The 13,790-nt window shown below is 68.1% G+C and carries 13 protein-coding genes; 5 read left to right on the top strand and 8 right to left on the bottom strand.

What is annotated here, in order from left to right; all coding sequences use genetic code 11:
- Positions 1–13 precede the first annotated feature (13 nt).
- Positions 14–2,083, bottom strand: a complete 2,070-nt coding sequence (locus ACFWIW_RS08095) for an AMP-binding protein (protein ID WP_378367754.1) — start codon at positions 2,081–2,083, stop codon at positions 14–16.
- A gap of 256 nt (positions 2,084–2,339) precedes the next feature.
- On the opposite strand from ACFWIW_RS08095, the gene ACFWIW_RS08090 reads away from it, so the two are divergent.
- Positions 2,340–3,065 carry a flavin reductase family protein gene (locus ACFWIW_RS08090; RefSeq protein ID WP_378367753.1) on the top strand — a complete coding sequence of 242 codons (726 nt, stop codon included), beginning with the start codon at positions 2,340–2,342 and terminating at the stop codon, positions 3,063–3,065.
- A 218-nt stretch (positions 3,066–3,283) separates the two neighbouring features.
- Here the strand turns inward: ACFWIW_RS08090 and ACFWIW_RS08085 are convergent, their stop codons facing one another.
- Positions 3,284–3,991 (bottom strand): P-loop NTPase fold protein, encoded by a 708-nt coding sequence (locus ACFWIW_RS08085; RefSeq protein ID WP_378367752.1) that lies wholly within the window; start codon positions 3,989–3,991, stop codon positions 3,284–3,286.
- A gap of 367 nt (positions 3,992–4,358) precedes the next feature.
- Between ACFWIW_RS08085 and ACFWIW_RS08080 the strand changes: the two genes are divergently transcribed.
- Positions 4,359–5,609: an MFS transporter gene (locus tag ACFWIW_RS08080; RefSeq protein WP_378367751.1), complete on the top strand. Its 1,251-nt coding sequence runs from the start codon at positions 4,359–4,361 to the stop codon at positions 5,607–5,609.
- Here the strand turns inward: ACFWIW_RS08080 and folE are convergent.
- Positions 5,599–6,195: a GTP cyclohydrolase I FolE gene (gene folE, locus ACFWIW_RS08075; protein WP_340681596.1), complete on the bottom strand. Its 597-nt coding sequence runs from the start codon at positions 6,193–6,195 to the stop codon at positions 5,599–5,601. The two genes, ACFWIW_RS08080 and folE, sit on opposite strands and share 11 nt — an antisense overlap.
- A gap of 136 nt (positions 6,196–6,331) precedes the next feature.
- On the opposite strand from folE, the gene ACFWIW_RS08070 reads away from it, so the two are divergent.
- A complete protein-coding gene (locus ACFWIW_RS08070) occupies positions 6,332–7,048 on the top strand; it encodes a helix-turn-helix transcriptional regulator (protein ID WP_378367792.1) in 717 nt (238 codons plus the stop codon).
- A gap of 5 nt (positions 7,049–7,053) precedes the next feature.
- On the opposite strand, the gene ACFWIW_RS08065 is transcribed toward ACFWIW_RS08070, so the two are convergent.
- Both ACFWIW_RS08065 and ACFWIW_RS08060 read right to left on the bottom strand, forming a co-directional pair.
- On the bottom strand, positions 7,054–7,506 hold the full coding sequence (locus ACFWIW_RS08065) for a carboxymuconolactone decarboxylase family protein (protein ID WP_378367750.1): 453 nt from the start codon (positions 7,504–7,506) through the stop codon (positions 7,054–7,056).
- A 163-nt stretch (positions 7,507–7,669) separates the two neighbouring features.
- The gene (locus ACFWIW_RS08060; RefSeq protein ID WP_378367749.1) at positions 7,670–9,046 is read right to left on the bottom strand and encodes a cytochrome P450; all 1,377 of its coding nucleotides are present in this window, start codon (positions 9,044–9,046) and stop codon (positions 7,670–7,672) included.
- Between the two features lie 91 nt (positions 9,047–9,137).
- On the opposite strand from ACFWIW_RS08060, the gene ACFWIW_RS08055 reads away from it, so the two are divergent.
- Complete coding sequence (locus ACFWIW_RS08055; protein WP_378367748.1) at positions 9,138–9,734, top strand: TetR/AcrR family transcriptional regulator; 597 nt, start codon at positions 9,138–9,140, stop codon at positions 9,732–9,734.
- Here the strand turns inward: ACFWIW_RS08055 and ACFWIW_RS08050 are convergent.
- Together ACFWIW_RS08050 and ACFWIW_RS08045 are read right to left on the bottom strand one after the other, a co-directional pair.
- A complete protein-coding gene (locus ACFWIW_RS08050) occupies positions 9,652–10,446 on the bottom strand; it encodes a glycosyltransferase family 2 protein (protein WP_378367747.1) in 795 nt (264 codons plus the stop codon). The genes ACFWIW_RS08055 and ACFWIW_RS08050 overlap by 83 nt on opposite strands.
- Before the next feature lie 2 nt (positions 10,447–10,448).
- The gene (locus tag ACFWIW_RS08045; protein ID WP_378367746.1) at positions 10,449–11,078 is read right to left on the bottom strand and encodes a class I SAM-dependent DNA methyltransferase; all 630 of its coding nucleotides are present in this window, start codon (positions 11,076–11,078) and stop codon (positions 10,449–10,451) included.
- 131 nt (positions 11,079–11,209) lie between these two features.
- Between ACFWIW_RS08045 and ACFWIW_RS08040 the strand changes: the two genes are divergently transcribed.
- Positions 11,210–11,554, top strand: a complete 345-nt coding sequence (locus tag ACFWIW_RS08040) for an MmcQ/YjbR family DNA-binding protein (RefSeq protein WP_038512763.1) — start codon at positions 11,210–11,212, stop codon at positions 11,552–11,554.
- A gap of 893 nt (positions 11,555–12,447) precedes the next feature.
- On the opposite strand, the gene ACFWIW_RS08035 is transcribed toward ACFWIW_RS08040, so the two are convergent.
- Positions 12,448–13,701: a DUF222 domain-containing protein gene (locus ACFWIW_RS08035; protein WP_378367745.1), complete on the bottom strand. Its 1,254-nt coding sequence runs from the start codon at positions 13,699–13,701 to the stop codon at positions 12,448–12,450.
- Between the last annotated feature and the right edge of the window lie 89 nt (positions 13,702–13,790).

The following is a 13,790-nucleotide window of genomic DNA, read 5'->3' as shown; positions in this document are numbered from 1 at the left end:
GTTCCGGCCCGGGTCACTGCTCGATCGGCCAGGTCTCGTCCCTCAGCAACCGCTTGAGCACCTTCCCGGTCGCGTTCCGGGGCAGCTCCTCGACGAAGTACACGTCCCGCGGAACCGCGAAGCGGGCCAGACGGTGGTGGATGTAGGCGCGGACGTCGTCCGCGCTCATCCGCGCGCCGCGTTTCGGGACGATGTACGCCGCGAACCGTTGCCCGAACTCGCGATCCGGTACGCCGATCACGGCGGCCTCGTGGACACCGGGCAGGGCGACGATGGCCTCCTCGACCGGGCGCGGGGACACGTTCTCTCCTCCCGACACGATCATCTCGTCCGCCCGGCCGGTGACGAAGAGACGGCCGGCGGCGTCTTGGTAGCCGACGTCGCCGGTCGCCATCAGGTTCTCCGCGCGGGGCACGCTGGCGCCGTCGGTGTAGCCCTCGAACAGCATGTCGTTGCCGACGAAGATCTGTCCCTCCCAGCCCGGCGGGACCCGGTTGTGGTCGTCGTCGAGGATGGCGACACGGGTGCCGGGCGGGCAGCGGCCCGCGGTCGTCGGCGCGGCCCGCAAGTCCTCCGGTGTGGCGATGCTGGCCCACGAAACCTCTGTGGAGCCGTAGAAGTTGTAGAGCACGTCGCCGAAGGTGTCCATGAACTCGGTGACGATCGGGCCCGGCAGCGCGGATCCGCTGCTGGCGACGATCCGCAGCGAAGTGAGGTCGTAGCGGCTGCGGATCCGTTCGGGCAGGTCGAGAATGCGCTGCAACATGATGGGGACGGCGAACAGCACGCCGCACCGGTGTTCGGCGATGGTCCGCAGGATCTCTTCGGCGTCGAACCGGCGGATCAGCGACAGCGAAGCGCGCACGGCCATCCCGATCTGCATCCCGGCGAGCCCCCAGCTGTGGAACAGCGGCGCGGCCACGACGAAGCGATCCCCGGAATGGAGCGGGATCCGGTCGAGCATGGCGGCCGACGTCGACAGCCCCTTCGGCGTCGGACGGCGTGCGCCCTTCGGCGTTCCCGTGGTGCCCGAGGTGAGGACGACGAGCCTGCCGATCCGGTCCACCGGTTTGAGTTTGGTGGCAGGCACCCCGGCGATGAGCTGATCGATCGTCGGGTAGCCGTTCTCGGTCTCCGGCCAGGTGGACAGCCGCAGGAAATCGCCGGGGATGTCGGCGATGATCCGCGAGAACTCGTCGTCGGCGAGCACCGCGACCGGTTTGTGCAGCCCGATCACGTCCGCGACCGCGCCGGCGGAAAGGCCGGTGTTGAGCAGGATCGCGTCCACGCCGAGTTTGCTGCACGCGATCAGCGACTCGACCATCGCGGCGTGATTGCGGCACAGCAAGGCGATCCGGTCACGGGCGCGTACGCCGCGGGCCGCCAGCGCGTTCGCGAGCCGATTGCTGCGATCGGCCGCCTGCTTGAACGTCCGGACATTGCGTTCGTCGTGCAGCGCGACTTCGTCGGGTACGCGCGCGGCGTTGGCCGTGTAGCCGCCGGCGACGGTGGCGCCCCATTGCGAAAGCGAGGTGAGCTGCCGCGCGATCTTGTCCGGGCGCGCGGCGGCGAGCACGCCGGCCTTGATCAGGGTGCTCGCCGTGTGCAGCGTGGTGGCCTTGGTGTGCGCCGGTTCGTCCTGCGGTGACGCCGCCCGGCCCGAAAGGTGCAGATCGATCCGCCGGGCGGCCGCGCGGACGGTGCGTTTGAAGGACGCTGCGGAGACGAGGGAGGAGTGCGGCGCCGGAAGCATCAGCTGCGCGAGGATCTCCGTGCCGCCACCGGGGGCCTGTCGAAGCTCGACCGACACCCAGATGCCGTCGTTCTCGACGCCGCACCACACGACGTGCTCACCCGGCCGCCAGACCCGGGCCTCGATGTCGCCGACGACGAGCGTTCCCGGCCGCGGTTCCAGTCGGACAAGGCATTTCGGGCCGCGCCCGCGCTCTGCGGGACGCTGGAGCTCGCACCAGCTGATCTCCGCGACGAACCTCGAGTAGGACTCGGGATCGCCGATCACTTCCCAAACCTGGCCGGGGGAGTGCCCGAGAATCGAGCTCGCCTGGACCACATCGTCTCGCATGCGATTCGCCTCACCACGCGCGTTCGGGTGTTGACCGGGCCGCTGCCGGCGCCTCCTTCGTCGTTCAAGTTCGGCGAACCTACCAGCAATCGGCCGAACGCAATACTCCGAACGACCGCGGGTTCGCGTCCGCTCAAGGGAACCGTCTCGGAAGAGGGTAAGTGTTCGGGCGGCGCGACGCCGTCCGCCGACGGTGTTGATCGCGACGTCCGATTCTCGCCAGCCTCCGGCGCGAGAGGCGGCGAAGCTGACGAACGTGACAGTTTCCACGACGGCGGCCGAGGCCGCGCACACCCGTATCGAGCCCGGAATCCTCTACTTCGGCACCCCGGTGGTGCTCCTCTCGACGGTCGACCAGGCGGGCAGCCCGAACCTGGCCCCGATGTCGTCGGCGTTCTGGCTGGGCTGGCGGGGCATGCTCGGATTGGGCGCGAAAGCCAAGACGGCGCAGAATCTCATGCGTAACCGTGAATGTGTTCTGAATCTCCCTTCCGACGAGTTGGCGGCCGCCGTCGACAGGCTGGCGCTGACCACCGGATCGGATCCGGTCCCGTCCCGTAAGTACGAACGCGGCTACCGGCACGAACCGGACAAGTTCGCCCGCGCCGGGCTCACCCCGGTCGGCTCGGAGACGGTCCGGCCGCCCCGCGTCGCGGAATGCCCGGTGACGATGGAGGCCGTCGTCGAGGCCGTCCACCCCCTCGCCGAGGACGATCCGAAACAACGCGGCGGCGTGCTCGTGTTCGAGGTGCGCGTGCAGCGCGTCCACGTCCACGACGACGTGCGGATGCCGGGTACCGAAGACCGGATCGACCCAGACCGGTGGCGGCCGCTGATCATGAGCTTCCAGAAGCTCTACGGGCTCGGCCCGCAGGTTCATCCGTCGACGCTGGCGAAGATCCCGGAGCGGCTCTACCGGGGGCCGGACATCGAGCGGTCGCGCGCGAACGAGAACCGGTTCACCAACGGCAGCCAGCGCTGATAGGACGCGGCCAGGAGTCGCCGGACAGGCCGCGTTCGAGCTTCGGCCCCAGTTCATGGTCGTTCATCGACGACACGATCTGGATGGCGGCGTCTTCGGGGCCCGCGCCCCCGAGATCGTCGAACCACGTATGGCGTCCGATTGCCCGACGTGGACCGCGAGCAGCACCAGCACCGCGCGGAAGGGTGCCTCGTGGTCGCCGTCGGCGAGGAAACCGGTCAGTTCCTCTCCGGCGAAACGCGCTCGTTCGGATGAACGGGGCCAGCGTCGGCAGGAAGTCCAGTTCCGCCGAAGAGATCACCAAGCGAGGAGGTCGTACGTCTATTGTGGACTGTTCGGACGACGGTGCCGGTTCTGCCGCGCGATGAGTGGGAGCCGCCTCCACCGGAGCGCGATCGCCGGTGGCCCGATCCTTTCCGGCGGGTGCGGGCGCCGGGGTGGAGTCCTGGACCTCGGTCGCGGCGAGCCCGCGCACGAGCCCCGCGAACCCTGGATCGTCCATGGGGGACAACGTGAACGGCACCAGGAAGATCTTTTCGAGCTAGTTCTCGGCGAAGGTTTACCGGCAGGAGATGGATGGCTTCGAGGACCTGGACGACGACCTTGGGCGGGCAGCGGTCGAGGTCGTCGATGTAGAGCACGGTCCGCAGCAAGGAGACCACGCCCAGATGCTCGACGTAGTCCGAGACCCGGGACTCGGCGAACGACACGAGGTCCAGCCCTGGCGCGAGTTCACTGACCGCCTTTTCGGGCCGGTCGGATTCCGCGTCCAGTTCGGCCAAGCGCCGCTCGGTTTCTTCGTCCTCTTCGGACGGACCGCCGAGTTCGCCGAGCGCCTGGTGGATCCGGTCCGCGCTGGCGCGCATCCGCAGGACGACGGCCGGCGCGGAACTCGCCACCGCGAGCCCGCCGATCAGGACCAGCAACGGAACCGGATCCTGCCGGAGCCGTCGCCAGAATTCGGCGACGTCCGAACGCGGCCCGCCGGCTTCCCCGGCCGGCCGTTCGTCGGTGAGGCTGTCGAAGACGGCGCGGACGTATTCGCGCGGCTTCCTTCGCTTCCGGCTCGCCTGCTTCTGCCGGGCCGTCGACGTCCTGCGTTCGAGGCGGACCGCGCTGAGGCTGCCGAGGCTCCACCGGCAGTTCCGCTCCGGCGTAGGTCGTGGTCAGGGCTTCGTAGGCCGATCGCCGCGCTCCCTCCCAAGGCCGAACGGAAGGGCAGTCCAGAGGGCGAATACTCAGCTGTGAGTGAAACCCCGCATCCGCTCGGTCACCGCTCGCTACGTTGATCTCATGACCGGGGAGCGGCTCGACGGCAGGTACGCGAAGCTCTGGGCGGCGAGTACGACATCCGCGCTGGGCAGTGGTCTCGCGACGGTGGCGGCACCGCTGCTGATCGCTTCCCACACCGACGAGCCACTCGTGGTCTCAGGCGGTTTCGCCGTGGCGTGGTTGCCTTGGCTGCTCTTCTCACTGCCGGGCGGGGTGCTCGTCGACCGGGTGGACCGGCGGAAGCTGATGATCGTCCTGGATTGGATCCGCGTACCCGCCGTCGCGCTGCTGGCCGTCGCGATCACGGCGGGAAACGTCGACATCGCCTTGTTGTACGCGGTCCTCTTCGTGATCAACGCGAGCGAGGTCGTGTTCCGGACGGCGAGCGGGGCGATGTTGCCCGCGATCGTCCCGAAGTCGTTGCTGGAACGGGCGAACGGGCGGCTGTACGCCGGGACGACGCTCGCCCACGGGATGCTTTCCGGTCCGCTGAGTGGATTCCTGTTCGGCGTCGCGGCGAGCATCCCGTTCTACGTCAACGCCGGCACGTACGCGGTCAGCGCCCTGCTGCTCGGGCTCATCGCCGGTGCCTATCGATCGCGACCCGGCGGCGATCCTGGCGAGCCTGTCGTGCGGCGCTCGATACGGGCGGAGGCGGCCGAGGGGTTCCGGTGGCTGGCCGGTCAGCGCCTGCTGCGGACCATGGTCGGGCTGATCGGCATGCTGAATCTGACGCTCGTCGCGGCCACCTCGGTGCTGGTGTTGCTGGCGAAGGAGCGGCTCCAGCTGGGTTCCGTCGGCTACGGCCTGCTGTTCACCTGCATGGCGGTGGGCGGGCTGCTCGGTTCGGTCACCGGAGACCGGCTGATCAGATGGTGCACACCGACCTGGACCTTGCGGATCGGGCTGCTGATCGAGGCAGGCACCCATCTGGTGCTGGCGACGAGCACGAACGCGCCGGTGGTCGGGGTGACGCTGTTCCTGTTCGGGGTGCACGGCGCGCTGTGGGGCATCGTCGGCAGCTCCCTGCGTCAGCGGCTCACCCCGCCGGACATGCTCGGCCGGGTGGGCAGCACCAGCCTGTTCATCATCGCGGGCGGCAATTGCGTCGGTGCGTTGCTCGGCGGTGCGGTGGCCTCGAAGTTCGGGCTGACGACGCCGTACTGGGCCGGTTTCGTGGTGGCGGTGCTCGTTTCCGCGCTCACTTGGCGGGTGTTCGACCGTGCGGTCGTCTCCGCGGCCTACGCGGAAGAGCCCGCCGTCACCCGTTGATGCCGGTGAGAGCGAAGAACTCCTGCCGGGAGCGGGCGTCTTCACGGAGCGTGCCGAGCAGGGTGGAGGTGACGGTGCTCGACCCGACGGCCTGGACGCCGCGCAACGTCATGCACGAGTGCTCGGCTTCGATCACCACGCCGACACCACGGGGTTCGAGCTGCTCTTCGAGCCAGTCGGCGACCTGTTTCGTCAGCCGCTCCTGAACCTGCGGACGACACGCGAAGTGCTCGACGATCCTCGCCAGTTTGGAAAGGCCGAGAATGCGCTCGCCGGGCAGGTAGCCCACATGTGCGACGCCGACGAACGGCAGCAGGTGGTGCTCGCAGACGGATCGGACCGGGATCCCCCTGGCGAGGACGAGTTCGTCGTAGCCCTCGTCGTTGGGGAAGGTCGTGAGGTCGAACGGCCGCGGGGTGAACAGCTCGGCGTACGCGCGTGCCATCCGGCCGGGCGTGCCGCGGAGGCTCTCGGAGTCCAGGGAGATACCGAGCGCGGTGAGGAGGTCCGCGGCCGCGGCCTCGGCGGCCGCCAGGTCCGGCCCCGGCCCGGTTTCGTGCACGACGCGCAAGGCGGGAGTGGACATTGGGCCTCCTAGGCTGGACGCGATCCCCAGTGGTTATTTAACCAAGACTTTTGGGTGTTTTGCCACCCGCGGGCTCATCGTACATGGTAGATCCGTGATCCAGGGTGTTCCGTCGGTTGAGATAGGCGATATCGTGGTGTACGTGACAGTGCCCGACCCGGACGGCCTCGACGTCCCCGCCATCGCCGCGGTGGCGGCTCTCGACGACGACCTTCGCCGGGGTATGTACGCCTACGCCCGGCGCGCGCGGCGCCCGGTCACACGGGACGAGGCGGCGGCCGCGGTGGGGATCTCCCGCAAGCTCGCCGCCTTCCACCTCGACAAACTGGTGGATGCCGGGCTGCTCAGATTCGGTTTCGCCGCGGGCCCGGTGGTGAAGGTGGGGCGCAGGCCGAAGGTCTACGAACCCGTCGACGACACCATCCAGGTGCAGCTTCCCGCGCGACGGCACGAAGTTCTCGCGGACATCCTCGCCGAGGCCGTGCTCGCCGAAGAATCCGGTGAGACGGCGAGGGAAGCGGTGCGCCGGGTCGCGGGGGAGCGTGGTTTCGCGGCGGGCGAGGAGGAACGCGCGCGGACACGGCCCGGCAGGCTCGGTGCGGAACGCGCGCTCACCGTGGCCGAAGGGATGCTTCGCCGCTACGGCTTCGAGCCGAGCCGGGATAGCAGGACCTGCGTCCGGCTGCGGAACTGCCCGTTCCACCCGCTGGCCGCGAAGGCCCCGGACCTGGTCTGCGGGATCAACCAGGCCTTCTTGGCCGGTTTCCTGAACGGCGTGCGCGCCGGGAACGTGGAAGCTGCCCTCGTTCCCGGCGTGGCCGAGTGCTGTGTGGAGCTACGGCAGGCCGAATAGGCCGATCAGGCGGCGCCGGCGATCTGCCGCGTGGCGACGTTGAGCCGGTTCCAGGTGTTGATGGCGGCGATGGAGAGGACCAGGCTGGAGAGCTGCTTTTCGTCGTAGTGACGAGCGGCCTCGTTCCAGACCGCGTCGTCGACCGGGTCGGCCCGGTCCGCGATCCGGGTGATCGCCTCGGCCAGCGCGAGCGCCGCGCGTTCGGCGTCGGTGTAGTAGGCCGTATCGCGCCACGCCGCCACGGTGAAGATCCGCTCGTCCGGCTCGCCGGCCTCGCGCATTTCCTTGGTGTGCATCTCCAGACAGCCGCCGCATCCGTTGATCTGGCTCGCGCGGACGTGCATGAGATAGTGCGTCGTCTTCGGGACACCGGTGTCGCCGGTCGACTCGGACAGCGCGATCAGGGCCTTCAACGTGGCCGGGTTCGTGATCGCGGGGTTGGGGATCCGGGTTTCCATGATGTTCTCCTCCAGGGTTTCGTCGTGCTTTCACCGCACTGACGGATCCCGGAGCGGAGATGTGACCTACCAGGGCACGACCGCCGTCGTCGGGCCGATCGTCTACCGGGCGCTCACGGGGAGCGAGCTTTCCGCCCACCCTGGTGGACGCGCTGCTCAAGCCTCAGGCCGGCACCGACGCGCGATCGCGGAGCGAGACCTCCAGCTTGAAGCCCTCCGGCTTGAGAGTCAGCAACTCCTGCACCTTCAGCCGATAGGACGGGTCGCTCCGCAGGTCGTACCGGCTGAGCAGCATGCCGAGCACCAGCGTCGCCTCGTGCAGGGCGAACTGCCGTCCGATGCAGGCACGTTCGCCGGTGCCGAAGGGTTTGTAGACGTGTGCGGGCCGGGCACGGTTGCGTTCCGGGGAGAAGCGGTCCGGATCGAACGACTCGGGATCGTCTCCCCAGACGGGATCGCGGTGCAGTGCCGGGATGAGGACCAGCGCCCACTGTCCCTTCCGCATCGCGTACTCGCCGCCGACGACGGTGTCCACCTGGGCTTGGCGCGCGAACGCGGGCGCCGTCGGCCAGAGCCGGAGCGCCTCGTCGAGCACTCGCCGGACGTACCGGAGCTTCGCGACCTCCTCGTACGACGGATCAGGGTTCTCGCCCCAGACCTTGTCCACTTCGGACTGCGCGCGGGCCAGGACGTCCGGGTTGCGGGCGAGGTAGTACAGGGCGAACGACAGCGCGCCCGACGTGGTTTCGTGCCCCGCCACCAGGAAGGTGATGATCTGGTGACGGATGTTGTCCTCGTCCAGCGCCGCGCCGGTGCTCGGCTGTGTCGTGTTCAGCATGAGCCCGAGCAGGTCTTCGGTGCTCGGATCGTTCCGGCGCGCCTCGATGACGTCGGCGACGACGGAGTGCAGGAACGCGAGGTCGGCCTCGTTGCGCTGGTTCGCTTTGCGGCTCAAGAGCGGGCCGATGACCGGCGGCTGGATCGCCATCCGCTGCGCGTGCCGCAGCGTGCGGACCATCGCCGCGACGAACGGATGCGGCTCGGCGCGTTCGAACGACGAGAAGCTGTACCCGAAGCCCGTCCGGCCGATGGTCTCCAGCGTCAGCTTGGTCATGTCGTCCGCGACGTCGACCTCGCCGCCCCTGTCCCAGGTGTCCAGCAGTTCGCGGGTGATCGCCAGCATCGTGGGGTGGTAGCGCTGCATGGCGTTGCGGCTGAACGCGGGCGCGAGGATTTCATGCGCGCGCCGCCAGTTCGGCTCTTCGTTGTGCGCGGTGAACAGCCCGTCGCCGCCGAGCGGGCGGAGATTCGAGATGGCGGGGGTGACGTGCTTGGCGAACCGCTTCTCGTCGGAGAGGTCGGCGACCATCCCGGCGCCGTGGACGAACACGATGCTCCGGCCGAACACCTTGCGCTCGAAGACGGGGCCCAGCTCGGCCGCGTGCCGCATCGAGTCCTGGACCGGCGTCTTCGGCGAAACGCCGAGCACGTCGCCGATGAGCGGGATCCGTCGCGGGGGATGGGGGAGAGCGGTGGCCATCGAGCCCCTCCAGGGTGAGCGCTGTTGAACCGGCATCCAATAGCGAGCGTGGCCTGTTACTGAACTCGTGTCAAGTAAGTACGATGCCCGGATGGCGCCGAGTACCTCAGGGAAGCCCCGCAGCAGGCTGACCACCGCCGAGCGGCGGGAACAGCTGCTGCGGATCGGTGCCCGCCTGTTCGCGGAGCGGCCGTACGACGACGTGTGGATCGAGCAGGTGGCGGACATCGCCGAGGTGTCCAGAGGGCTGCTGTACCACTACTTCCCGACCAAACGGGACTTCGTCACCGAAGTCATCAGATCACAGGGCGAACGCCTGCTCGAGATGACCAAATCCGATCCCACGCTGCCGGTCGAGGAGCAGCTGACGGCCGGACTCGACGCGTACCTCCGCTATGTCGAAGCCAACGAGGACGGGTACCGGGCACTGCATTCGGGCACGTCCATCGCCGTCGACGGCGTCCGTGAGGTCCTGGACAACAACTTCGCCGAACAGGGTCGACGCATTCTCGAGGTGCTGTGCCCGGACGGCGAGCCCCCGGAGGCGCTACGGGTGCTCGTCCGCGGTTGGCTGGCCTTCGTCGTGGCGGTCTGCCTCGACTGGCTCAAGTACCGGAGGCTGACCCGGGAGCAGATCCGGGATCTGTGCGCGAAGGCGCTGCTCGACATCGTCGACCTGCCAACATGACCTCGGCGCGTTCCTCGATCAGCCGCATCCTCGCGAGCCGCTCGCCGTCGTCGTTGTGCGCCGCGGATCTGGTGACCTGCCCGGACCACTTCCGGTAGAACATGCCGCACGTGGCGATGAAGTAGCCGTCCGAGCAGGCGTTGGCGGCGAGGATCAGCCCGGTGTCCTCCGACGCGGGCAGCGCCATCCAGCCGCCAAGGTCGAGCAGCAGTTCGCGGCGGATGCACAAGGTCCCGGCCACCACCGACGACACGTAGCCGTTGCGCTGCCAGTGCCGCAGGATCGCGCCGCGCTCGATCCGCCCCTCGTCGGGATCGCTGTCGACGCCGGCCGTGGTCCCGTCCGGGAGGAGGTCGAGGACCTGGCAAGTGGTCCAGCCGATCGCGGGATCTTCGAGCGCGGCGATGTCCCGAGAGAGCGCGCCAGGCGCCAGGAGGTCGTCCGCGTCGAGGGCTTTGATCAGCTCCCCGGAAGCGCGGGACAGCGCCATCATCCGCGCGACCCCCGGACCGCCCCGGCGGCCCGAACCGGGCAGCACTCGGTCGTCCGCGGGCAGGGCTCCGTCGAGCAGGCCGGTCTCGCCGTCCTCCTGCACCAGCCATTCCCAGGTCCAGCCCGGCGGGAGGTCCTGTGCGGCGAGGGATTCGTACGCCTCGGTCAGGTACGGCAGACTCGGCGGGTGGACCGGGGTGATCATGCTGATGGTCGGCATGATCAGGCCGGGCGCCGAGCGGTGATCAGGAGGTGCTCCTCCGGCGGGGTCCCCGGTTCGTCCGCGGTGAAGATCTCCGAGTGGGTGGCGGTGACCTCCAGGCCGACCGCCTCGACCCGCCGGACGAGGTCTTCCGGCGCGAAACTGGTCACGAGGAAGCTGCGGCCGAAGAACTCCGCCGACTCGTTCTCGACGTCCCGCGGAACGGTGACCAGCGCGAAATGACCACCCGGGACCAGCCAGCGCGCGATGTCGGCGAGCACGGCTTCGGTGTCCTTGCGCGGCATCTGGAGGAACGGGAAGAAGGCACAGACGGCTTCCCAGGTCTCGGGCGGCGATGTCCACTCGCGCACGTCGGCGTGGACGAAGGTGGCGGCCGGAACCCGCTCACGCGCGATATCGATCATCACCGGCGACACATCGAGCCCGGTCACCCGGTGACCGGCCGACGACAGCTCCTCGGCGACCGGCTTGCCGGTTCCGCTGCCGATGTCGAGCACCCTCGACGACGGAGGCAGTGCGCGCAGGAGATACCGCACCGCCCTGTCGACCGCCGGAGCCCGCCCGAAGACGTCTTCGTAGCCGGAACCGATGGCGTCGAACAGCTCCGCCGCGGTGACGGGTCGGTCCATTGCGCAGCTCCCCGGATCGAGTGGATCTCCCTCGGCGAGGCTACCGAACCCTCGGTTCGCCGTCTCGCGTCCTCGGCGGAGGTGGCCGTTTAGACTGTGGCGGACGGAATTTCCTGGGGTTTGGGGTTCAGATGAGCGTGTCGAGTGACGAGTTCCACCGGATGCTGAAGACGCTCGCCGACGTCGAGCGCTCCGACGCGAAGGAGTGGGAGTCGTTCAGCGTGCGCGGGAAGCGGTTCGGCTACTACTGGCCGCGGACCCAGACCGTCGGGCTCAAGCAGACCCTCTCGGAACAGGAAGCCCTCGTGGCCGAACGGCCCGACGTCTTCGAGGTGCAGTTCACCGCCGGGGGATTCGGCTGGGTGGTGGTCTACCTCGACGGCATCGAATCCGACGAGCTCACCGAATTGGTCTACGAAGCGTGGCGGCTTTCCGCTCCCGAAGAACTCGTCGCTCAGGTTCCGCCGCCCTGCTGAGCGTTACCGCATTCGTGTGTTGACGCGCGTCACTCCTTTCGTGGGAACGTTTTCCGGGGCGTGGCGTTGTAGAGGGTGTCGGTACGGATGGTGCCCCCGGGCCTCACCCTTCGCCTTCATGGAATACCGGTTCGGCCGGAGCCATGTCGTGCCTTTCGCCGAGAGGCGGCCCACCGTATCGGCCTTTGGCTCCCGCTTCCGCTCGCAGGCGACCCCCAGGCCTTCGCTGAGCGGGAGCGGGTCTTTTTTTGTTTGATCGGCCTCGGGTTTGACGTAGGTCGCTCTTTTGTTCGTGTAGACGCGGGTCACATCACTTCGGGCTCGTCGCCGGGGAACATTTGGGACGTTGGTGCGTTGTAGAGAGTGTCGGTACGGATGGTGCCCCCGGGCCTCACCCTTCGCCTTCACGGAATACCGGTTCGGCCGGAGCCGCGTTGAGCCACTCGCCGAGAGGCGGCCCCCGTACCGGCCACAAACTCCCGCTTCCTGCTCGCAGGAACCCCCAGCCTTCGCTGAGCGGAAGCGGGACCTTTTCTTTTCTGTGGGGGATGATTTCGCGGGCTCAATACTTCTTTGCGCCGGTGTGGTCCGGGTCGCGCTTCTCGGGGTTCAGTGGTGATGAAGGTCCTGCGGGTCTCCGCCCGGCCCGGGCGCCCGGTCTTTGGGGTCGTGACCGATTCGTTGGCGATGGAATGTGTGGATTTCGGGGCGTTGGCTGACCTGAAAATCACACAGTCGTGCGTGATCGGTCCGGTCATGGTCGTCGTCCGTTCGGGACGGCCGAGGCGTGGACGAGTCCTGAGGATCTCCGGTCGGGCGAGTGCCGTGTTTCGGTCCTGGCCGACCGTGGGCATGGTGAGGGGCCCGTCACCAGGGGGCGGGCTCCTCGGTGGTCAGCTGTGGTGGAGGGTGTTGCGGCGGGGTTGTCGGAGCGGGTCTCGGTATTGGGGTGGGATGAATTCCGGTAGTCCGTCGGTGGCCATGTGTACTTCCCAGTCGCCGTGGTGAATCAGCCGGTGGTGGAAGCTACAGAGCAGCACGAGATTTCGGAGGTCGGTGGGTCCGCCGTCTGCCCAGTGCTCAATATGATGAGCGTGGCAATTCTTCGGCTTTCTGTGGCATCCCGGGAACGCGCAGCCTCCGTCCCGGATGTTGAGCGCCCTGCGTTGCCCGGGAGTGACGAACCGTCTCAGCCGCCCCATATCCAGGGGTTCTCCGGTCGCACTCATCACGACCGGCAGCATGAGACAGTCGCAGGCCGCGAGCCTGGCTTCCCGGGCGGTCATCGTCCCCACGAAATCGAGACACGCGGTGCCGAGACCGGACTTCAACTCTTCAAGCCCGATGGTGACGTTCACCAAGGTCCGGTAGCCGCTGGTGCCGGGTTGGTCGGGGCAGGCGATCGCCAGGTCGAGCAGGTCGACCCAGGCGTCGCCCATGCGCTCGCACTTCATCCGCAGATCCGCCTGCCCGAACTCGTCCACCGGCCGCGGCTGGGCGTGTGCTTCGAGAGCCGCGGCGGTGCGGGCGCCGGTCTCGTCATCGAGCAGACCGGTCAGCTTCCAGAACCCGTCCTTGCGACGCTCCAGAGTGATCTCGCGGCGTGGTTCCTTGGGTTCGGGGTCTTTGGGTTCCTTGCCGTCGGGGTCGAGCCAGCCCAGCAGGTTCGCTTCGGCCTTGGTGAGCTGTGCAGGACCGGCGTTCGGGGCGAGATCGGCCAGGATCTTCTCCGCGCTCGCCCGATCCTCAGCGGAGGTGTCGGCGGGGAGCCGTTTCAAGATCTCCAGGATCTGATCGATCCGCTCATCCCCGACCAGCCCCTCCGCCGCAACCGCAGCAGTAGCGGGCGCAACAGGCGGAACCTCCGTGCCGTCCAAGGCGCGAGTCGGGTTCAGCGCGATGGCCCGCTTCACGACCGCACCGGCCTCACCGCGCGACAAGCCCGCCACATCCGCGAGCCAGCTAGCCGTACTGCCGTGGCCGTACAAATCCTTGACGCCCCGAGACTCGATCTCCGCCAAGAACCGCCCCAACGCGGCGGTCGCCACCCGGATCACCTGCAAGGACTGCTGCACACCATAAGCAAGCTCCAGCTTGCCGGCACGCCACAACTCCTGCGGCAACTCGGGAAGAAAGGTCTCGGACACCACTCAATAATACCACTTTTCCATCGAACACGTGTTCGTAATTTTAAGCAAACAACAAAACCGCACGAACAACACTGAAGGGTGACAGA

It is taken from the genome of Amycolatopsis sp. NPDC058340 (assembly GCF_042723975.1).
In the GTDB taxonomy this organism is placed as follows: Bacteria; Actinomycetota; Actinomycetes; order Mycobacteriales; family Pseudonocardiaceae; genus Amycolatopsis.
The sequence above is the reverse complement of the archived record's forward strand: the minus strand, read 5'-3'. Positions and strand labels throughout refer to the sequence as shown.